The sequence below is a fragment of the Mycolicibacterium sp. XJ870 genome (genome assembly GCF_053483975.1).
Genome location: NZ_JBEFTI010000003.1, coordinates 62,151 through 80,904, shown reverse-complemented (window position 1 = coordinate 80,904; position 18,754 = coordinate 62,151). Strand labels below are relative to the sequence as shown.

The following is an 18,754-nucleotide window of genomic DNA, read 5'->3' as shown; positions in this document are numbered from 1 at the left end:
TTACTGCTCGTCGAGTTCGGCGAAGACTTCGCGGGCGATCCGGAAGCTGTCGACTCCGGCGGGCACGCCTGCATAGACGGCGACCTGCAGGAAGACCTCGCGGATCTCCTCGCGGGTGACTCCGTTGGTCAGCGCGCCACGGATATGGGTGCGCAGTTCGTGCGGACGGTTGAGCACAGAAATCATCGCCAGGTTCAACATGCTCCTGGTCGTAAGGCTCAGACCGTCCCGGCCCCAAACCGCACCCCAGCAATATTCGGTTACCAAATCTTGCAGTGGTTTGTTGAAGTCATCTGCATTGGCAGCGGCCTGTGCGACGTATGTGTCGCCAAGTACCGCGGAGCGAATCTCACGGCCCTTGTCGTAGGTGGCTTGGTCCATGCCTGGCGACGATAGGGTTCCGTGAAGTTGCCGGCTTAGCCGGCTACGTCAAGAGCGCTCAGCAGGCGACGAGCGGTGGGGGAACCGCCCGACGCCGCCGGTGCAGCAGGACGGTCAGCCATCGAAGGTCGATCAGCATGTGGGTGTGCCTTTCTCTCAGGCGCTCTTGGTAAGCAGGGGTAGCAACCGGCGACGCGCCAGATTGCCTTCGGCGAAGTGGTGGAGGGCCTCGGGCACCGATGCCGTCAGCGGAACACCCGCATCCTGCAGTCGCAGTTCGGCGACCACGGAGGGGCTTGCGATCACTGCCCAGTCCACACCTTCGGCACCACACCGCTCATCGATGTCGTAGAACAATGAAAGTGCTTGTGAGTCAAAGCTGTTGACACCGCTCAAGTCGAGGGCGAACGGCTTCTCCGGAATGATGAACCGGCTGACGTATGACGCGATGAACTCAAGGTTCGCGCTGCTGATGTCTCCCTTGACCGTCACCACGGTCGCCAGTTGACGGCAATGCGCCCGCATTGAGGCGCCGTCGCAGATCACTGCCGGATTGCCGTACCGAAAATGATGATCCGATGCCGGGGTGTTGCTCGTGATGGTCATGATCAGCCTCCCGTCGGGTTCTCTCGCTGGCGGTTGCGCTTCGTCGCTTCAACCTGATGATCACGCTATGCGGGCAATCTAAGGCAGCGGGGTGCTGCCGTTAATGCTTTGCTAAGAACCTCAGCGGTACTGGTCGGTAGCAAGATTCGGGTTTCGATGCGGCCAGATCCTCTTGACGCTGTCGTTGCGTGTGGTTTAGCGTGACCGCCATCACGTATTGAAACGTTTCAATCAAAGGGATCTATGACTGCCGCATCCACGCAGCGCGTGTGCTTCCTCCTCCAGCTCCGGCCGGACAGGATGGACGAGTACCTCACGGTGCACGAGGAGGTGTGGCCGGACATGCTCGATGCGCTCACGACTGCCGGATGGCGCAATTACTCGCTGTTCGTGCGCGAGAGAGACGGGCTCGTCGTCGGCTACCTGGAGACCGACGACTTCGCGCTCGCGCAGAAGCGGATGGCCGAGGCCGACGTCAACGCGCGATGGCAGGCCGGCATGGCCGAGTACTTCGTCGACGGTGCCAACCCTGACGAGCAGATGCGGCCACTGTTCGAATACTTCCACCTCGACTGAACTGGGAACCCATGAAAATCGGAGCGCGCTCCACCACTGGCTGGCGGGCCACCATCTCGGTCGCGATGTCCAACTACATCGAGGCCGGGTCGATCATCGCCATCGCCACCAGCCTGGCGTTCTGGCAGGCCGAGTTCGGTATCAGCAACTTTGCCGTCGGCCTACTCGCCGCGTTGAGCGCCAACGCGTTCGGCGCAGCCATCGGGGCCATCCTGGGCGGGCCGCTGTGTGACCGCTTCGGGCGCAAGGCCATCTACACCTACGACCTGCTGGTGTACATGGTCGGCGTCCTGCTGGCCGCATGCGCGGTCAACTACACCATGCTGCTCGCGGCGTTCGTGATCACCGGGGTCGCCGTCGGTGCGGGCGTACCGGCGTCGTGGACCTACATTGCCGAGCAGGCGCCGTCGACCGAGCGCGCCAAGCACGTCGGCACCGCGCAGCTGGCATGGTCGACCGGACCCCTCATCGGATTCGCACTCGCCGCGGCGCTGGCGCCACTCGGGCTGCTCGGCTCGCGGTTGATCTTCGTGCACCTCTTCGTGGTCGCGGCCGTTGTCTGGTGGATCCGTCAGGGCCTGGTCGAATCGCAGATCTGGACCGAAGAGGCCAAGGCCGAACCGCGCGAGGTCGCGTCCGCCGTCGGCCTGCGCGGCCTACGGGGCCTGTTCTCGAAGCGGGTCAACATCACCGCGCTGTTGTTCCTCGGTGGCATCTACCTGTTCTGGAACACCGTGGCCGGGCAGGCGGGCATCTTCATGCCGCGCGTCTACGACACCGCCGGTCTGCACTCCCCGGTCGCGCAGAACCTGCTCCAGGTCCTGGTCTGGGGCTGCACCGTCCTGGCCACCTACTTCGGCTTCATGCGCTACGCCGACCGGATGTCGCAGCGCCTGCTCTACGTGATCGGCGCGGCGCTCGGGATCGTGGCGTGGGTGGTGCTGGTGGCATTCACCGACAACGGGGTGCCGACGATGCTCGCGTTCGCTGTGCTGTGGGGCATCTCGTCGGGCATCGGCGCCCAGGCCTTCTACAGCCTGTGGGCCAGCGAGTTGTTCGCCACGCCGTACCGGGCCAGTGCCCAGGGCGTGATGTTCTTCGTCGTCCGGACCGCGACCGGCTTGCTGAGCTACTTCTTCCCGACTCTGCTTGCGGCCACCGGCCTCACCGCCGTCGGAGTACTCCTGGTCGCACTGCTCACCGTCGCCTTGGTGATCGGTGCCGTCGGCGCCCCGTCCACCCGTGGGAGAACCCTGCGGGAGATCGAGGTCGAACGCTACGGCGCCCCCGTGAGCCCCTCATTGGAAAGGACCCCGGCATGAGCATCATCAACCTGCATCCGATGCTGGACAATCTTGCGATCGAGCTGCCGTCCTGGGCCTTTGGCAACTCCGGCACCCGGTTCAAGGTGTTCGGCACGCCGGGAACGCCGCGCACCGTCGAGGAGAAGATCGCCGACGCGGCCATGGTGCACCGGCTGACCGGACTGGCGCCTCGTGTGGCGTTGCACATCCCGTGGGACACGGTCGACGACTACGCCGCCCTCGGCGCCTATGCCGACGAGCAGGGCGTCGAACTGGGCACCATCAACTCCAACACCTTCCAGGACGACGACTACAAGTTCGGCAGCCTGACCCACACCGACAAGGCGGTGCGCCAGAAGGCCATAGACCACCATCTCGCCTGCATCGAGATCATGAACCAGACCGGGTCTCGCGACCTGAAAATCTGGCTGGCCGACGGGACCAACTACCCCGGCCAGGGCGATATTCGCGGCCGCCAGGACCGGTTGGCCGAATCGCTGGCGTCGATCTACCAGCACATCGGACCCGATCAGCGAATGGTGTTGGAGTACAAGTTCTTCGAGCCTGCCATGTACATGACCGACGTGCCGGACTGGGGTACCTCGTACGCCCAGGTGAGCACACTCGGTGACCGAGCGATGGTGTGCCTCGACACCGGACACCATGCTCCGGGAACCAATATCGAGTTCATCGTGGCGCAGCTGCTGAGGCTCGGGAAGCTCGGCTCGTTCGACTTCAACTCCCGCTTCTACGCCGACGACGACCTCATCGTCGGCGCCGCCGACCCGTTCCAGTTGTTCCGGATCATGTTCGAGGTCATCCGCGGCGGGGGACTGGGCAGCTCGTCGACGGTGGCGCTGATGCTCGACCAGTGCCACAACGTCGAAGCCAAGATCCCCGGCCAGATCCGGTCGGTGCTCAACGTCCAGGAGATGACAGCCCGCGCGCTGCTGGTCGACACCGCCGCGATGCGCGTCGCCCAGGAGGACGGAGACGTGTTGGGCGCCAACGGAATCTTCATGGACGCCTTCTACACCGACGTCCGCCCCGCGCTGGCCCGCTGGCGCGTCGACCGGGGTCTGCCCGGCGATCCGATGGCGGCCTTCGCCGCGTCGGGGTACCAGCACACCATCAACGCCGAACGTGCCGGCGGAACGCAATCTTCGTGGGGAGCTTGAGAGATGAACGAAACTGTCGTCGAACTGATCGCCCGGTCCAACCGGCTCGGCGCCGATCCGAAGAACACCAACTACGCCGGCGGCAACACCTCGGCGAAGGGCACCGACATCGACCCCGTCACTGGAGAACCGGTGGAACTGTTGTGGGTCAAGGGATCCGGGGGCGACCTCGGCACCCTGACGGAGAACGGGCTTGCGGTGCTGCGGCTGGACCGGATGCGTGCACTGGTCGACGTGTATCCCGGGGTGGACCGCGAAGACGAGATGGTGGCCGCGTTCGACTACTGCCTGCACGGCCGTGGCGGGGCCGCCCCGTCGATCGACACCGCGATGCACGGCCTGGTGGATGCCGACCACGTCGACCACCTGCACCCCGATTCGGGCATCGCGCTTGCGACCGCCGCAGATGGCGAAGCCCTGACCAAACAGATCTTCGGTGACCGCGTGGTGTGGGTGCCGTGGCGGCGGCCGGGCTTCCAACTCGGGCTGGACATCGCCCAGATCAAGCGAAGCAACCCGCAGGCGATCGGCACCATCCTGGGCGGCCACGGCATCACCGCATGGGGCACGACATCGGCCGAGGCGGAGGCGCATTCGCTGGAGATCATCGAAACCGCCGAGCGCTACCTCGCTGAGCACGGCCGTCGCGCACCGTTCGGTCCCGAGTTGCCCGGTTACGGACCGCTCCCCGATGAGCAGCGCCGCACGAAGGCTGCCGAACTCGCCCCGTTCATCCGCGGGCTGGCCTCCACGGACAAGCCGCAGGTCGGCCATTTCACCGATGATCCTCGGGTCCTCGAATTCCTCGCTGCCAGTGAGCATCCCCGGCTGGCGGCGCTGGGCACCAGCTGCCCCGACCACTTCCTACGCACCAAGGTCAAGCCGCTCGTGCTAGACCTGCCTGCCAATGCGCCGATCGAGGACTGCAAGGCTCGGCTGGCCGACCTGCACGATGCCTACCGCGTCGACTACCAGGCGTACTACGACCGGCACGCCACTGCCGACAGCCCTGCCATTCGCGGTGCCGACCCGGCCATCGTGCTGATCCCCGGCGTCGGAATGTTCAGCTATGGCAAGGACAAACAGACCGCACGGGTTGCCGGCGAGTTCTACCTCAACGCCATCAATGTCATGCGCGGCGCGGAGGCCATCTCCACGTACGCGCCCATCGACGAGTCGGAGAAGTTCCGCATCGAGTACTGGGCGCTGGAGGAAGCCAAGCTGGCCCGGATGCCCAAGCCCAAACCGTTGGCCACCCGCATCGCGTTGGTCACCGGCGCGGCGTCGGGGATCGGCAAGGCGATCGCGACGCGGTTGGCCGCCGAAGGGGCGTGCGTGGTGATCGCCGACCTCGACGGTGAGAAGGCGGAAGCGGCTGCCTTAGAAATCGGCACAGAAATCGGGAACAGTGATGTCGCCGTCGGGATCGCCGCCGACGTCACCGACGAATGCGCGGTGCAGGCGGCCATCGACGCGACGGTCCTGGCGTTCGGCGGCATCGACATCGTCGTCAACAACGCCGGGCTGTCGCTGTCGAAGTCGTTGCTGGACACCACTGCCGCCGACTGGGACCTGCAGCACAACGTGATGGCCCGCGGGTCGTTCCTGGTGTCCAAGGCCGCAGCGCGCGCGCTCATCGACCAGAAGCTCGGCGGTGACATCATCTACATCTCTTCGAAGAACTCGGTGTTCGCCGGCCCCAACAACATCGCCTACTCGGCGACGAAAGCCGATCAGGCACATCAAGTTCGGTTGCTGGCCGCCGAACTCGGCGAGCACGGTGTCAAGGTCAACGGCATCAACCCCGACGGCGTGGTGCGCGGCTCCGGGATCTTCGCCGGCGGCTGGGGAGCCAAGCGCGCCGCGGTGTACGGGGTTCCCGAGGAGGAGCTTGGCAAGTACTACGCGCAGCGCACCCTGCTGAAGCGTGAGGTGCTGCCGGAGAATATCGCCAACGCGGCCTTCGCGCTGTGCACGTCGGACTTCTCGCACACCACCGGGTTGCATGTACCGGTGGATGCTGGTGTCGCGGCGGCATTCCTCCGATGAGCGCTTGCGCGAAGAGCAAAGGGCTCCGATGAGCGCTTGCGCGAAGAGCAAAGGGCTCAGATGAGTGCGCAGGTAGCAGCCGTCGACCTCGGTGCGACGAGCGGCCGCGTCATGGTCGCCGACATCGACGGCGACCGGTTGAGCATGCGCACCCTGGCGCGGTTCGCCAATGATCCGGTCCGGTTGTGGGACGGCACGCGGAATGCGTTGCACTGGGACATTCCCGGCCTGTACGGGCATGTGGTGGAGGGGCTGGCGCGCGCCGGCCGGGAATGCGACAACCTGGTCGGCATCGGCGTCGACTCCTGGGCCGTCGACTACGGTCTGCTGCGGGACGGCCGGCTACTGTCGCAGCCGATGCATTACCGCGACGCCCGGACCGAACGCGGCGTCGACCTCGTGCACGATGTCATCGGGATGCCAGAGCTTTACCAGCGCAACGGTATACAGTTCCTCCCGTTCAACACCATCTATCAGCTCGCCGACGAGCGGGCCAATGGTCTCCTCGACCTGGCCGACACCGTGCTGCTCGTTCCCGATCTGGTGACCTACTGGCTGACCGGTGAGCGGGTTGCCGAACGGACAAATGCCTCGACCACCGGGCTACTGGGGCTCGACGGGGACTGGGATCGTGACCTGATGACCCGACTGGGACTGCCGCACACGCTGTTCCCCGCGGTGGTGGACGCCGGCAGCAGCCGTGGGCCGTTACTGCCCGCGGTCGCAACCCAATTGGGCATGCAGACCGAGGTCGTCTCGGTGGCCTCCCACGACACCGCGTCGGCCGTCGCCGCGATTCCCATGGACGCCGACCACGCTGCCTACATCTCGTGCGGCACCTGGGGTCTGGTCGGTGTCGAGCTGCCCGCGCCGGTGACAACCGAGGCCGGCCGCGCTGCCAACTTCACCAACGAGGTCGGCGCCGACGGTCGGATCCGCTTCCTGCACAACGTGATGGGCCTGTGGCTGCTCAGCGAAACCCTCCGGCAGTACGAACGCGACGGGCATCCCGTGGAGCTCACCGAACTGCTGGCCCGTGCGGCGCAGACACCCGCACCGCGCGACGTGTTCGACACCAACGACCCTCGCTTCCTGCCACCTGGCGACATGGCCGCGCGGATTGCCGATTGGTACACCGAACGCGGCCTGCCGGCGCCGGACGGGCCGGTGCAGGTGGTGCGCACGATCCTCGAAAGTCTTGCAGCGGCATTCGCATCGGCGGTCTGCGCGGCGGCCGAACTGTCCGGGGTCGAGGTCACAACGGTGCACATGGTCGGCGGTGGCTCCCAGAACGAGCTCCTGTGCCAGCTCACCGCCGATCGGCTCGGCATGCCGCTGATGGCCGGCCCGGTCGAGGCCACCGCGCTGGGCAACGTGCTGCTCACCGCCCGCGCGCAAGGCATCGTAAGCGGTGGGTTGGCGGACCTGCGTGCGCTTGCTTCCCGATGGTTTCCACCCCGGCGGTACCTGCCGCGGACCAGCCGGGCCGCCGCCATGGTGTGATGGTGACGTGGTGAGCATGCGAGAGGTCGCCGCCGCGGCATCGGTGTCGGTCGGCACGGTCTCCAACGTGCTCAACGCACCGGACAAGGTCGCGCCTGCCACCGTCGCACGGGTGCAGGACGCCATCGACAAGTTGGGGTTCGTCCGCAACGATGCGGCCCGTCAACTCAAGGCGGGTCGGTCCCGCAGTGTCGGGCTGGTGGTGCTGGATATCGGCAACCCGTTCTTCACCGATGTCGCCCGCGCCGCCGAACAGCGTGCCCGCGACCACAATCTGACGATTCTGCTCGGCACGTCCGACGACGACGCCCATCGCGAACGCGCCTACATCGACGCGTTCGACGAGCAACGGGTTTTCGGGCTGCTGGTCTCCCCGGTCAGTGAAGATCTGGACCGGCTGACCGCACTGCGCGAGCGGGGCACCCCGGTGGTGCTTGTCGACCGCGACGGCAGCGGAACCCCGTTCGACTCGGTCGCGGTCGACGACGTGGCCGGTGCGCGCCTGGCGGTTGAACATCTGTGCGCGATAGGCCGGCGCAACATCGCCTTCGTCGGCGGTCCTTCCACACTTCGCCAGATCCGGGACCGACGCCGCGGGGCCGGCGACGCGGTGGCTGAAACACCTGGCGCACGACTGGAGATCATCGACACCGAGGCGCCGAGCGTGCTGGCCGGCCGTGCGGTAGGGGAGCAGCTGCGAGAACGCCCCCGGCGGAATCGTCCCGACGCGGTGTTCTGCGCCAACGACCTGCTGGCGATCGGCGTGTTGCAGGCGTTGAGTCTGATCGGCGATCTGCGGGTGCCCGAGGATATGGCGTTGGTGGGCTATGACGACATCGACTTCGCGCGCTCGGCGGTGATCCCGCTGACGTCGGTGCGGCAGCCCACCCGTGCGATAGGCACGACTGCCGTGGATCTGCTGATCGCCGCCTCGGAGGATTCCGAGCGCCGCCGCCCGAAACATGTGGTGTTCCAACCGGAATTGATTGTGCGGGGGTCGACGGGCTAGCTGCGGGCGCTGGGCTCGGCTGTGTCGTTGTGCCCGGCTAGTAGCGACAGTGTCGCTGAAATCGCCTCAGTGGCAACGTGAGTTACGCCAGCTCACTCCGCGAGGCGCTTTAGTTTACTGGCGCCTCAGTAGCCCCGTCAGTCTCGCCATTTGGGCTGCCCGGCTATTAGCGACACTGTCGCTGACTAGGGCGGGCAGTGTATGTGGTGCAGCGGCAATGGGTTTCAATTCGGGGCGGGCGCCGCAGCGCTGCTGACTGGCCGGCGCTCGGCGAGGGCTCCCGTCGGGCGAAAAGCGTCTAGGTCCAGGATTGCAGTCACGTGGTGACTGCAATCCGCGGCCTAAGGGCCGACATGGTGCAGCACGACCTCGAATTGCGCTATCACCTGAATACCATTGCTTTTCAGAATTATTGAGTTTCCACCTAGTCAGCGACAGTGTCGCTGTAATGCGGGCACGCCAAATCATGAGGTTGATGTGACCGATGATGCCTCAGAGGCTGGCGTCGTTCACAGCGTGGCGTTGGAGTGATAAACGTTGCGCCTGAGGCGATTTCCGCGACTTTGTCGCTCACAGTCGGGCGTAACGACACATCCTGGGCAGAGCCTGGCAACACGATGCGCGTCTAGACGATCAGGACGTCGAGCGTGCGCGGCCCGTGCACACCCTCGACACGTTCCAACTCGATATCGCTGGTGGCACTGGGGCCCGAGATGAAGGTCAACGGCCGGGTGGCCTGCAACGCGGCGAAACCCTGCGGCACGGTGTCGACGATCTGATCGGCGCGCACCACGCAGATGTGGTGATCGGGCACCAGGGTGAGCGCGCGACGGCCCTGCGCGGGCCCCGCGTCGAGCACGATCGTTCCTGTCGCGGCGATACCCACGGCGCAACCCGTCAGCACCGCATCGACGCCGTCGAGGAAATCGACGCTCAGCATGGGTTCGTCGGCAATGGTCCGCAGACCCGTCGCCCAATCGGCAGGCAGATCGGCGGGTATGACGACTGTCGCGTCGGGATCCACGAGTTCGCGTATTGTCGCGGCGATCTCGGTGGATGCAATGCGATGCACGCGCGCCCGATACTCCGCGACGGTCTCGGCGAACCGCTCAACGTCGCCCGCACCTCGCAACGGTTCGTGGTCATAGTCGCGGGGCACCACCACCGCGGCAGGCGGTGCCGCAGCGAGCGCCGCCCGGATCCGGCCGAGCACTGCCGATCTGGCGTCAGTCATCGCTGTCTCCATGCGTGCGTTTCCACCACTGGCGGAATGTCTCTTTCGGTGGTTCCGGGATGTCGCGGCTGCTCGTCCATTTGGAGGCGGGCCAGGGCAGTGCGGAGATTCGATGGTCCTTACCCGCGATCAGGCGCCCGGCTCCGAGAGCCTTCTCCGCCAACGAGAATCGTCCCGCTCCGGCCATCGCCCAGCCCGCGGCCTTCATCGCCAGGTCCTGACCGCCGGGAAACCCGCCGCGTTCGGAGTCCACCTGAGCGGCCCGCAGGTGCACCAGGATCGCCGGGATGTCGATGCGCACCGGGCAGGCCTCGAAGCACGCGCCACACAATGAAGACGCATACGGCAGGCTGGCATTGGGATCGTCATGGCCGGTGGTTCCGGTCAGCTGCGGGCTCAGGATCGCCCCGATGGGGCCCGGGTACACCGAACCATAGGCGTGCCCGCCGGTGCGTTCGTACACCGGGCAGACGTTCAGACACGCGCTGCACCGGATGCAATGCAGCGCAGCACGTCCCACCTCATCGGACAGGACGCGGGTGCGGCCGTTGTCCAGCAGGACCAGATGAAACTCCTGTGGCCCGTCATCAGGATGCACGCCGGTCCACATCGAGGTGTACGGGTTCATCCGCTCGGCCGTCGACGAGCGGGGCAGTAGTTGCATAAAGACTTCGAGATCGGCGAACGTCGGCACGATCTTCTCGATGCCCATCACGGTGATCAGCGTCTGCGGCAACGTGAGGCACATGCGCCCGTTGCCTTCCGACTCCACCACCGCGAGTGTGCCCGTCTCGGCCACACCGAAATTCGCGCCGCTCACCGCCACCTTCGCGGTCAGGAATTTACGGCGCAGATGTGCCCGGGCCGCCATCGCCAGCACCCGGGGTTCGTCGGTCAGCTCGCCGGCGTCGGGCATCTCGCGGGTGAAGATCTCCCGAATCTCAGCACGGTTGCGGTGAATCGCCGGCACCAGGATATGGCTCGGCTTGTCATGGCCCAGTTGCACGATCAGCTCGGCAAGGTCGGTCTCGAATGCGGCGATGCCCTGAGCTTCCAGGTACTCGTTGAGCCCGATCTCCTGGGTGGCCATCGACTTGACCTTGACGACCTCGTCCGACCCGGTGGCCCGGATCAATTCCGCGACAATCTGATTGGCCTCGTGGGCGTCGCGGGCCCAGTGCACCACCCCGCCGCGCTCATTGACGTTGCGTTCCAATTGCTCGAGAAGCTCCGGGAGTCGGGCCATGACGTCCTGCTTGAGTGCGCTGCCTGCGGCGCGCAGTTCCTCCCAGTCAGCGCATTCGGCCACGGCGTTGATCCGTTTGGCCCGGATGGTGTGGGTGGCGTGGCCGATGTTGCGTCGTAGTTGGGAGTTCGCGAGGGCGGTGCGCGCGGCCTTCGGGAAGGACTCGTCGCCACGCAGATTGCCGACGCCCGGATTGCCGAGGAACGTGGTCATGCTCCGGCCGCCAGGATTTCGGCCAGGTGCACCGTGCGCACCCCGGACCGTAACCGGCTCAACCCGCCACCGATGTGCATCAGGCACGACGAGTCGCCGGCACTGCACACCTCGGCGCCGGTATCGAGGATGTGGCCCATCTTGTCGGCGAGCATGGCGGTGGAGGTGTCGGAGTTCTTGATCGCGAACGTCCCACCGAAACCGCAACAGGAATCGGCGGCAGGCAGTTCCACCAGGGTGAGCCCCCGCACGTTGCGCAGCAGGCGCAGCGGTTTGTCGCCGACACCGAGCATCCGCAACGAATGACAGGTCGGATGGTAGGTGACGCGGTGCGGGTAGTAGGCGCCGACGTCGTCGACACCCAGCACGTCGACCAGGAACTCCGACAGTTCATAGGTGCGCGTCGCGATGGCGTCGGCGCGGACGGCAAGATCCTCATCGCCACCCCGGCGGGCCACCATGGCGTGCTGATGGCGCACCGAGCCGACGCACGACCCGGACGGTGCGACGACCGCGTCGCAGTCGGCGTTCTCGAACACCTCGACGTGATTGCGCACCACACCGAGTGCCTCTTTGAGGTATCCGGTGTTGATATGCATTTGGCCGCAACAGGTTTGGCCGGACGGAAAGACGACCTGGTGGCCCAGCCGCTCAAGCAGCTGGACGGTCGCGATGGCGGCGGGTGGGAAGAGCGCGTCCGCCAGGCAGGTCGCGAACAGGGCGATTCGCATGGACACTCCTAGGCTGTGGTCTGACCACATTAGCGCGTGTGGTCAGACCACACCAGCGAAAGGCGCTATTCTCATCGCCATGCGCGCACACGAACTGGTGCTGGACCGGATCGAACGGGATCTGGTCGCCGGCACCCTCGCCGTGGGGGACCGACTCCCGGCCGAGCGTGCGCTGGCCGAGACCCTGTCGGTCAGCAGAGCTTCGGTGCGCGAGGCGATCCGGGTGCTGGAGGCCATGGGCGTGATCCGCACCGCCGCCGGTTCCGGCCCCGACTCCGGTGCCATCGTCACCGCCGACGCCGCAACCTCCATCGGATCGGCATTGCGGCTGCACACCGCGACCAGGGCCCTGCCCATCGAGGATCTCGTGAGCACTCGAATCCTGTTGGAGACCTCGGCCTTACGTGATGCCGGCGCCCGCACGCCTCGCCCGGATCTGACCGCGGTGAAGGCCAGGCTCGACGCCATGGACGACGCGTCGCTTCAGCCCGAGGAGTTCCACCGGCTCGACGCGGACTTCCATGTGGCGCTCGCCGCGCTGGCCGGCAATGCGGTGGTCGAGGCGGTGATGGCCGCGCTGCGTGGCCCGATACAGGGCTACGTTCTGGCAGGGGTGCCGCTGCTCGACGACTGGGCCGGCGTCGCGTCGAATCTGCGCTGTGAGCATCGCGGCATCGTCACTGCCCTGGGCCGCGGCCAGGGGAACAAGGCCGCCGAGTTGGCCCGGGCGCACATCCAGGGCTACGTGGATCTGATCAGCGGCGCCACTGCGCGCCCGAATAGTGCTCCCACGGGCTGTAGTCGGCGATCAGCTCCTCCTGCGCGGGCCGGTCAGCTTCCGGCACATGCTGCAGATTGATCCGGATCCGGTACCAGATCGAACTCGGTCCACGCATGCCGTCGACCAGAATGTCCACGGGCTCAAGCCTTTCGGCCACCGCCGGGTACCGCTCCCGCCAGATGTCGAGCGCAGCCATCGCCTCGTCCTTGGTCTTGGTGCGGGCGATCTCGATGAGAGGCATCGCTGATTGGCGTCGGCCGTCGCGCGAGGCGCCCTTGGGAGCCTTCTCGGCCGGCCCCAGTTCCTGCGCGAGCGTCAGCAGGGCGTCCAGCCCGCCCACTGCGGTGTCCATGCCTTCCCACGGATCGCCGAGTTCGGCGAACCGCTCGGGCACGGTGGCGATCGTGAATGCTTCGGCCCGGCAGTCGGCTACCTCGTCCCAGAGCAACGGAGTGGACACCCGGGCATCCGGGGTCGCCCGCACCGAATACGCCGAGGCGACCGTGCGGTCGAACGCGTTCTGGTTGAAGTCGACGAACACACCTTCGCGTTCCTCCTTCCACCAGCGCGCAGTGGACAGGTCCGGGGCGCGACGCTCCACTTCACGTGCGACTGTCTGCGCCGCCAGGCGTACCTGCTTGAACGGCCAGCGCCGCTCGATGCGGGCGTAGATATGAAAGCCGCGGGAACCCGACGTCTTGGGCCACGCGGTCAGGCCGTGATCCTCCAAGACCTCGCGCGCCACCAACGCGACCTCTACGATCTGGCGCCAGTCCACACCGGGCATGGGATCCAGATCGACCCGCAATTCGTCGGGATGCTCCAAGTCGTCGGCCCGGACGGGATGCGGGTTGAGGTCCACGCAACCGAGGTTCACCGCCCAGGCCAGTCCGGCGGCGTCGCGAATGACGGCCTCCTTGGCCGACGTACCCGACCGGTACTTGAGCTCGGCGACGTCGATGTAGTCCGGGCGTTTCTCGGGCGCCCGCTTCTGGAAGATGGCTTCCTCCGAGATGCCCTTGACGAAGCGTTTGAGGATCATGGGCCGGCCATGGACGCCGCGCAGGGCGCCGTCGGCGACTGCGCGGTAATAGTTGATCAAGTCCAGCTTGGTGACGCGCGCATCAGGGAAAACGACCTTGTCCGGGTTGGTGACCGACACCGGCAGGCCGTCAAACTCCAGCGACAGTGCACCGGCCATCAGCCCATCGTAGTTACTCACCCCGGGTGCGATGGCTGTCACATATTGTGACGTCATGCCAAGTCTGTCTGATTTGCCAGCGCAAGTGACGGCGAAAGCCAAGCAGTACCTCGACCGCGGCGCCGCCGAACTGCACTATGCCCGCAAGATGTTCGAGGCGGGCGCGCTCAAGCTGGAGCCGCCGCAGAACATGGCGGCGATGGTCGCCGACATCCGTCGCTGGGGTGAGATCGGAATGATTCCGGCGCTCAATGCCCGTCGGCACCCCAACCGCACCGCGGTCATCGACGACGAAGGCGAGATGACGTTCGGTGAACTCGACGCGGCCGCGCATGCCGTTGCCAACGAACTGCGCACGATGGGTGTCACAGGCGGCGACGGGGTGGCCATCCTGGCGCGCAACCACCGGTGGTTCCTGGTGTCGGTGTACGGCGCAGCCCGTGCCGGTGCCCGCATCATCCTGCTCAACAGCGAGTTCTCCGGGCCCCAGATCAAGGAGGTGGCCGAGCGTGAAGGCGCCAAGGTGATCATCTACGACGACGAGTACACGCCGGCCGTCGCGCAGGCCGAACCGGAATTGGGCAAGCTGCGCGCGCTCGGCACCAACCCGGACAACAAGGAAGAACCGTCAGGCAGCACCGACGAGACCCTCGCCGATGTCATCGCCCGCAGCAACGGCAAGCCTGCGCCCAAGGTGACCAAGCATTCGTCAATCATCATTCTGACCAGCGGCACCACCGGAACACCGAAGGGCGCCAACCGCAGTACCCCGCCGTCGCTGGCGCCGGTCGGCGGCGTGCTGTCGCATGTGCCGTTCAAGGCCGGTGAGGTGACCTCGCTGCCGTCGCCGATGTTCCACGCACTCGGATTCCTGCACGGCACCATCGCGATGATGCTGGGTTCGACGCTGGTGCTGCGCCGCCGATTCAAACCCGCGACCGTGCTCGACGACATCGAGAAGTACAAGGTGACGGCCATGGTGGTGGTTCCCGTGATGCTGTCCCGCATTCTGGACTACCTCGACCAGGCCACGCCCAAGCCGAATCTGTCGTCGCTGCGGATCGTGTTCGTCTCCGGTTCTCAACTGGGTGCCGAGCTCGCGACCCGGGCGCTCAAGGATCTCGGCCCGATCATCTACAACCTGTACGGCTCGACCGAGATCGCGTTCGCGAGCATCGCCCGGCCGCGTGATCTGTCGATCAACCCGGCGACCGTCGGCCCCGTGGTCAAGGGTGTGCGGGTCAAGATTCTCGACGACGACGGCAACGAGGTGCCACAGGGCGAGGTCGGGCGGATTTTCGTCGGCAACACCTTCCCCTTCCAGGGCTACACCGGCGGCGGCGGTAAACAGATCATCGACGGGTTGCTGTCGTCGGGCGACGTCGGATACTTCGACCAGCATGGCCTGCTCTACGTCAGCGGACGTGACGACGAGATGATCGTGTCCGGCGGCGAGAATGTGTTCCCTGCCGAGGTCGAGGATTTGATCAGCGGACATCCCGATGTCGTCGAGGCGACCGCGTTGGGCGTCGAGGACAAAGAGTGGGGTCACCGGTTGCGAGCGTTCGTCGTCAAGTCCGAGGGGGCCAGCGTCGACGAGGACGCGATCAAGAGCTACGTCAAGGAACACCTGGCCCGCTACAAGGTCCCGCGCGAGGTGGTCTTCCTCGACGAACTGCCGCGCAACCCGACGGGCAAGATCCTCAAGCGCGAGTTGCGCAATTTGGAAGTGGACTAGTTCTTCCGCGGGAATGGCGTCACGACAACATCGCTGAGCCGGGTACGGCCAGACACACCAGCGAGAGGGCGAGCAGGAACCAGCCGGCGCCCTGCCAGATCGGCCAGGTGCCTTGGGCCCGCCACACCTGGTAGGTCCGGAACATCGCGCCGACCCCTCCGACGAACGTGATGGTCGGGACCAGGATCGCCGCGATCAGCGAACGGTCGAAGGCGTAGAACGCAAGCGCGACGCCGGCGACGGCAGCGACGACCGCCACGTAGGTGACGGCCGAGCGGAACATGCTCGGATCGTGCCAGCGCTTTTCAACATCATTGGTCATAGATCTCACGGCCCGTTGACGTACCAGCCCAGGCAGCCTGGCCTGTCCCGGCACGCGATGATCGCCCCAGCGTCGGGAGCGGCACCGCGCACCTTGGGACCGGTCCTGGGTGGCAGATTGCAGTTCACGATGTAGGGGTTCCACGGGACGACGCCGTTTACACATGGCCGTGCCTGCGCTGCGGGGGCGGTCTGGGTCATTACCACCGACGGCCCGGCGATCAGCGCGAACGCCGCCGCCGCAGTGCCTGCGGCGCGCATCAACCGTTGTCTCGAAGTACCCATCATCAGTGCCAACCGTTTCCGTTAGCCAGCTATTTCAGACGGTACGCCGTGAACTCGACGAGCAGACGAAATTACGGGTCTCGGGGCAGTCCCAGCAGACGCTCGGCGATGATGTTGAGCTGCACCTCGGTGGTGCCGCCGTAGATCGTGGTGGCCCGGCTGGCCAGCAGATACTCGGCCCATCGGCCCGGCTCCTGCTCGCTGTCGCCGATAGCCCCGTCGGTGCCGAAGGTCGCCACCGCGAACTCCGCGTAGCCCTGACCGGTCTTCATCGACAGCAGCTTGGAGATCGCCGCCGCGGGCATGGGATCGCCCCCCGCCAGGGTCAGCAGGGTGGACCGCAGGTTGAGCACCTTGGCGGCATGACCCTCCGCGATCAGCTGACCGGCACGGTTCTGCTCGATCTGGTCAAAGTGGCCGTCGGCCAGGAACTGCACGAACTGATCGAGGTTGGCCAGGAACGGCGGCTCACTGCTGCCGATCGACACACGCTCATTGGTCAGGGTGTTGCGGCTGACCTCCCAACCCCGGTCGACCTCGCCGAGCACCAAATCGTCGGGCACGAACACGTCGTCGATGAACACCGTGTTGAACATCGCGTTGCCGGTCAGCTCGCGCAACGGCTTGACCTCGACGCCCGGCGAGTTCATATCGAGCAGGAAATAGGTGATGCCGTTGTGCTTCGGTGCCTTGGGGTCGGTTCTTGCCAACAGGGCGCCCCACGCCGAGTACTGCGCACCGGTGGTCCAGATCTTCTGCCCGGTGATGCGCCAGCCGCCGTCGACCTTGGTTGCCTTGGTGGTCAGGCTGGCCAGGTCAGAACCGGCACCGGGCTCGGAAAACAGCTGGCACCAGATCATTTCGCCACGGAACGTCGGCGGCAGGAAGCGCTGCTTCTGCTCGTCGGTGCCGAACGCCACGATCGACGGGATGATCCACGACGCGATGCCCATCTGCGGGCGCTTGACCCGGCCCGCGGAGAACTCCTGGGCGATGATGATCTGCTCGATCGGCTCGGCGGCCCGGCCCCACGGTTTCGGGAGATGTGGCTGCACCCAACCGCCCTCGGCGATGGCCGTGGTGCGCTCGTCACGCGGAAGCTCTTTCAGCCCAGCGACTTCCGCGCGGATCTCGTCGCGCAGCTTCTCGGTGTCGGGATCCAGGTCGATATCGACCGGACGTATTCCGGTGCCGGTCGCGGTGTCCACCACCTGCTGCGGGTAGTCGGCGGCCCGGCCGAAGCAGGCGGCCAGCAGCAGCGCGCGGCGATAGTAGACGTTGGTGTCGTGCTCCCAGGTGAAGCCGATACCACCGTGCACCTGGATGCAGTCCTGCATGCAGTGCTGCGCCGCAGCCGGGGCCAGGGTGGCGGCAACCGCCGCCGCGAACTCGAAATGCGACTCGGCCGAATCGATTCCCGGGTCGTTTCGCTCCTGCCCTCCGAAACCACGTTCGCCGGCCTCGTCGAGTGCGCGGGCAGCGTCCCATACCGCCGCGGTGGCGCGCTCGGTGTCGGCGGCCATCCCGGCGCATTTGTGCTTGATGGCCTGGAACTGGCCGATGGGCCTGCCGAACTGCTCGCGGATCTTGGCGTACTCGGTTGCCGTGTCGGTGGCCCACCGCGCGACGCCGATCGACTCTGCGGACAACAGCGTGGAGATCAGCGCCCGCGCCAACGGCCGGCTCAAGTTCGACAGGACCCGCGCCGCTTCCTCGTTGGAGGTCACCTCGACGGCATTGGCGCGCACATGGGCCAACGGACGCAGCGGATCGACGCTTTTGACCGGTTCGATCTCCAACTGGTCGGCGTCGAGGATCACCCACTCCTCGCCGGAATCGATCGCGACGGGCAGCACCAGAATCGACGCCTGGGCGGCGGCAGGCACGGCCCGTACCTCGCCGCGGATGACGAGCCCGTCACCGTGGCGGGTTGCGGTGAGGCCGGAGTCGATGGCGTACGCGGCGATGGTCTCGCCGGAGGCCAACTCGTTGAGCACCTTGGCATCGGGGTCGTTGGCGGAGATGAGCGTGCTGGCGATCGCCGACGAGACGAAAGGCCCTGGCACCGCGCCGTACCCGAACTCGGCCAGCGCGATGGCCAACTCCAAGATGCCGAAACCTTGTCCGCCAACGGATTCGGCCAGATGCAGACCCTGCAGGCCTTGGTCGGCCGCGGCCTTCCAATACGGGGGAGGATTCGAGACCGGGGTTTCCAGCGCCTCGTGCAGCACCTCGGACGGGGCCGTCCGTGCGACGAACGACCGGACCGAATCGGCCAGATCAGTGTGCTCAGACGTGATCGCAATGGGCATGCGTTACCTCCATTGGCGGCATTTCCCTATTAACTGGTGGGTTGGGATCGAGGGTACCTGCGCGTGACCGACGCCACTTCGGCGGC

17 protein-coding genes are annotated in these 18,754 nt (G+C 66.1%); 8 read left to right on the top strand and 9 right to left on the bottom strand.

Going from position 1 to position 18,754, the window contains the following annotated elements; translation table 11 throughout:
- Complete coding sequence (locus ABQF30_RS15300) at positions 1 to 381, bottom strand: carboxymuconolactone decarboxylase family protein (RefSeq protein ID WP_448465144.1); 381 nt, start codon at positions 379 to 381, stop codon at positions 1 to 3.
- 156 nt (positions 382 to 537) lie between these two features.
- Positions 538 to 987, bottom strand: a complete 450-nt coding sequence (locus ABQF30_RS15295; protein WP_448465142.1) for an STAS domain-containing protein — start codon at positions 985 to 987, stop codon at positions 538 to 540.
- Positions 988 to 1,230: 243 nt separating this feature from the next.
- Between ABQF30_RS15295 and ABQF30_RS15290 the strand changes: the two genes are divergently transcribed.
- From ABQF30_RS15290 to ABQF30_RS15265, 6 genes are read left to right on the top strand one after another with little or no spacing between them, the layout of a single operon-like run.
- The gene (locus ABQF30_RS15290) at positions 1,231 to 1,563 is read left to right on the top strand and encodes an L-rhamnose mutarotase (protein ID WP_448465140.1); all 333 of its coding nucleotides are present in this window, start codon (positions 1,231 to 1,233) and stop codon (positions 1,561 to 1,563) included.
- 11 nt (positions 1,564 to 1,574) lie between these two features.
- Positions 1,575 to 2,885 carry an MFS transporter gene (locus tag ABQF30_RS15285; protein ID WP_448465138.1) on the top strand — a complete coding sequence of 437 codons (1,311 nt, stop codon included), beginning with the start codon at positions 1,575 to 1,577 and terminating at the stop codon, positions 2,883 to 2,885.
- Positions 2,882 to 4,045 (top strand): L-rhamnose isomerase, encoded by a 1,164-nt coding sequence (gene rhaI, locus ABQF30_RS15280; protein WP_448465136.1) that lies wholly within the window; start codon positions 2,882 to 2,884, stop codon positions 4,043 to 4,045. Before ABQF30_RS15285 ends, rhaI begins: the two co-directional genes overlap by 4 nt.
- A 3-nt stretch (positions 4,046 to 4,048) precedes the next feature.
- Positions 4,049 to 6,094: a bifunctional aldolase/short-chain dehydrogenase gene (locus ABQF30_RS15275; RefSeq protein WP_448465134.1), complete on the top strand. Its 2,046-nt coding sequence runs from the start codon at positions 4,049 to 4,051 to the stop codon at positions 6,092 to 6,094.
- Between the two features lie 60 nt (positions 6,095 to 6,154).
- The gene (locus ABQF30_RS15270; RefSeq protein WP_448465132.1) at positions 6,155 to 7,597 is read left to right on the top strand and encodes a rhamnulokinase; all 1,443 of its coding nucleotides are present in this window, start codon (positions 6,155 to 6,157) and stop codon (positions 7,595 to 7,597) included.
- A gap of 16 nt (positions 7,598 to 7,613) precedes the next feature.
- Positions 7,614 to 8,606 carry a LacI family DNA-binding transcriptional regulator gene (locus tag ABQF30_RS15265; protein WP_448465866.1) on the top strand — a complete coding sequence of 331 codons (993 nt, stop codon included), beginning with the start codon at positions 7,614 to 7,616 and terminating at the stop codon, positions 8,604 to 8,606.
- Positions 8,607 to 9,231: 625 nt separating this feature from the next.
- Here the strand turns inward: ABQF30_RS15265 and ABQF30_RS15260 are convergent.
- Genes ABQF30_RS15260 through ABQF30_RS15250 form a run of 3 tightly spaced genes read right to left on the bottom strand, consistent with a single transcriptional unit; the run spans position 9,232 to position 12,030 of the window.
- A complete protein-coding gene (locus ABQF30_RS15260; protein WP_448465130.1) occupies positions 9,232 to 9,840 on the bottom strand; it encodes a LutC/YkgG family protein in 609 nt (202 codons plus the stop codon).
- A complete protein-coding gene (locus tag ABQF30_RS15255) occupies positions 9,833 to 11,299 on the bottom strand; it encodes a LutB/LldF family L-lactate oxidation iron-sulfur protein (protein WP_448465128.1) in 1,467 nt (488 codons plus the stop codon). The genes ABQF30_RS15260 and ABQF30_RS15255 overlap by 8 nt, the downstream gene beginning before the upstream one ends.
- Positions 11,296 to 12,030 (bottom strand): (Fe-S)-binding protein, encoded by a 735-nt coding sequence (locus ABQF30_RS15250; protein ID WP_448465126.1) that lies wholly within the window; start codon positions 12,028 to 12,030, stop codon positions 11,296 to 11,298. Before ABQF30_RS15250 ends, ABQF30_RS15255 begins: the two co-directional genes overlap by 4 nt.
- Before the next feature lie 79 nt (positions 12,031 to 12,109).
- Here ABQF30_RS15250 and ABQF30_RS15245 point away from each other — a divergent pair, with 79 nt between their 5' ends.
- Entirely contained in the window at positions 12,110 to 12,889 is a 780-nt protein-coding gene (locus ABQF30_RS15245) for a FadR/GntR family transcriptional regulator (RefSeq protein WP_448465124.1), read from the top strand.
- Here ABQF30_RS15245 and ligD read toward each other — a convergent pair.
- Positions 12,786 to 14,012 (bottom strand): non-homologous end-joining DNA ligase, encoded by a 1,227-nt coding sequence (gene ligD / locus ABQF30_RS15240; protein WP_448465122.1) that lies wholly within the window; start codon positions 14,010 to 14,012, stop codon positions 12,786 to 12,788. The two genes, ABQF30_RS15245 and ligD, sit on opposite strands and share 104 nt — an antisense overlap.
- A gap of 55 nt (positions 14,013 to 14,067) precedes the next feature.
- Between ligD and fadD2 the strand changes: the two genes are divergently transcribed.
- Positions 14,068 to 15,750 (top strand): long-chain-fatty-acid--CoA ligase FadD2, encoded by a 1,683-nt coding sequence (gene fadD2 / locus ABQF30_RS15235; RefSeq protein WP_448465120.1) that lies wholly within the window; start codon positions 14,068 to 14,070, stop codon positions 15,748 to 15,750.
- Positions 15,751 to 15,769: 19 nt separating this feature from the next.
- On the opposite strand, the gene ABQF30_RS15230 is transcribed toward fadD2, so the two are convergent.
- From ABQF30_RS15230 to ABQF30_RS15220, 3 genes are all read right to left on the bottom strand, one after another.
- On the bottom strand, positions 15,770 to 16,072 hold the full coding sequence (locus ABQF30_RS15230) for a hypothetical protein (protein WP_448465118.1): 303 nt from the start codon (positions 16,070 to 16,072) through the stop codon (positions 15,770 to 15,772).
- Positions 16,073 to 16,077: 5 nt separating this feature from the next.
- Positions 16,078 to 16,356 (bottom strand): hypothetical protein, encoded by a 279-nt coding sequence (locus ABQF30_RS15225; protein WP_448465116.1) that lies wholly within the window; start codon positions 16,354 to 16,356, stop codon positions 16,078 to 16,080.
- A gap of 71 nt (positions 16,357 to 16,427) precedes the next feature.
- On the bottom strand, positions 16,428 to 18,668 hold the full coding sequence (locus ABQF30_RS15220) for an acyl-CoA dehydrogenase family protein (RefSeq protein ID WP_448465114.1): 2,241 nt from the start codon (positions 18,666 to 18,668) through the stop codon (positions 16,428 to 16,430).
- Positions 18,669 to 18,754: the final 86 nt, after the last annotated feature.

What these genes read in the sequence shown, in the direction of transcription:
- ABQF30_RS15300 (WP_448465144.1), bottom strand. Translation starts at nt 381, where the DNA reads ATGGACCAAGCCACCTACGACAAGGGCCGTGAGATTCGCTCCGCGGTA.
- ABQF30_RS15295 (WP_448465142.1), bottom strand. Translation starts at nt 987, where the DNA reads ATGACCATCACGAGCAACACCCCGGCATCGGATCATCATTTTCGGTAC.
- ABQF30_RS15290 (WP_448465140.1), top strand. Translation starts at nt 1,231, where the DNA reads ATGACTGCCGCATCCACGCAGCGCGTGTGCTTCCTCCTCCAGCTCCGG.
- ABQF30_RS15285 (WP_448465138.1), top strand. Translation starts at nt 1,575, where the DNA reads ATGAAAATCGGAGCGCGCTCCACCACTGGCTGGCGGGCCACCATCTCG.
- rhaI (WP_448465136.1), top strand. Translation starts at nt 2,882, where the DNA reads ATGAGCATCATCAACCTGCATCCGATGCTGGACAATCTTGCGATCGAG.
- ABQF30_RS15275 (WP_448465134.1), top strand. Translation starts at nt 4,049, where the DNA reads ATGAACGAAACTGTCGTCGAACTGATCGCCCGGTCCAACCGGCTCGGC.
- ABQF30_RS15270 (WP_448465132.1), top strand. Translation starts at nt 6,155, where the DNA reads ATGAGTGCGCAGGTAGCAGCCGTCGACCTCGGTGCGACGAGCGGCCGC.
- ABQF30_RS15265 (WP_448465866.1), top strand. Translation starts at nt 7,614, where the DNA reads ATGCGAGAGGTCGCCGCCGCGGCATCGGTGTCGGTCGGCACGGTCTCC.
- ABQF30_RS15260 (WP_448465130.1), bottom strand. Translation starts at nt 9,840, where the DNA reads ATGACTGACGCCAGATCGGCAGTGCTCGGCCGGATCCGGGCGGCGCTC.
- ABQF30_RS15255 (WP_448465128.1), bottom strand. Translation starts at nt 11,299, where the DNA reads ATGACCACGTTCCTCGGCAATCCGGGCGTCGGCAATCTGCGTGGCGAC.
- ABQF30_RS15250 (WP_448465126.1), bottom strand. Translation starts at nt 12,030, where the DNA reads ATGCGAATCGCCCTGTTCGCGACCTGCCTGGCGGACGCGCTCTTCCCA.
- ABQF30_RS15245 (WP_448465124.1), top strand. Translation starts at nt 12,110, where the DNA reads ATGCGCGCACACGAACTGGTGCTGGACCGGATCGAACGGGATCTGGTC.
- ligD (WP_448465122.1), bottom strand. Translation starts at nt 14,012, where the DNA reads ATGGCCGGTGCACTGTCGCTGGAGTTTGACGGCCTGCCGGTGTCGGTC.
- fadD2 (WP_448465120.1), top strand. Translation starts at nt 14,068, where the DNA reads ATGCCAAGTCTGTCTGATTTGCCAGCGCAAGTGACGGCGAAAGCCAAG.
- ABQF30_RS15230 (WP_448465118.1), bottom strand. Translation starts at nt 16,072, where the DNA reads ATGACCAATGATGTTGAAAAGCGCTGGCACGATCCGAGCATGTTCCGC.
- ABQF30_RS15225 (WP_448465116.1), bottom strand. Translation starts at nt 16,356, where the DNA reads ATGGGTACTTCGAGACAACGGTTGATGCGCGCCGCAGGCACTGCGGCG.
- ABQF30_RS15220 (WP_448465114.1), bottom strand. Translation starts at nt 18,668, where the DNA reads ATGCCCATTGCGATCACGTCTGAGCACACTGATCTGGCCGATTCGGTC.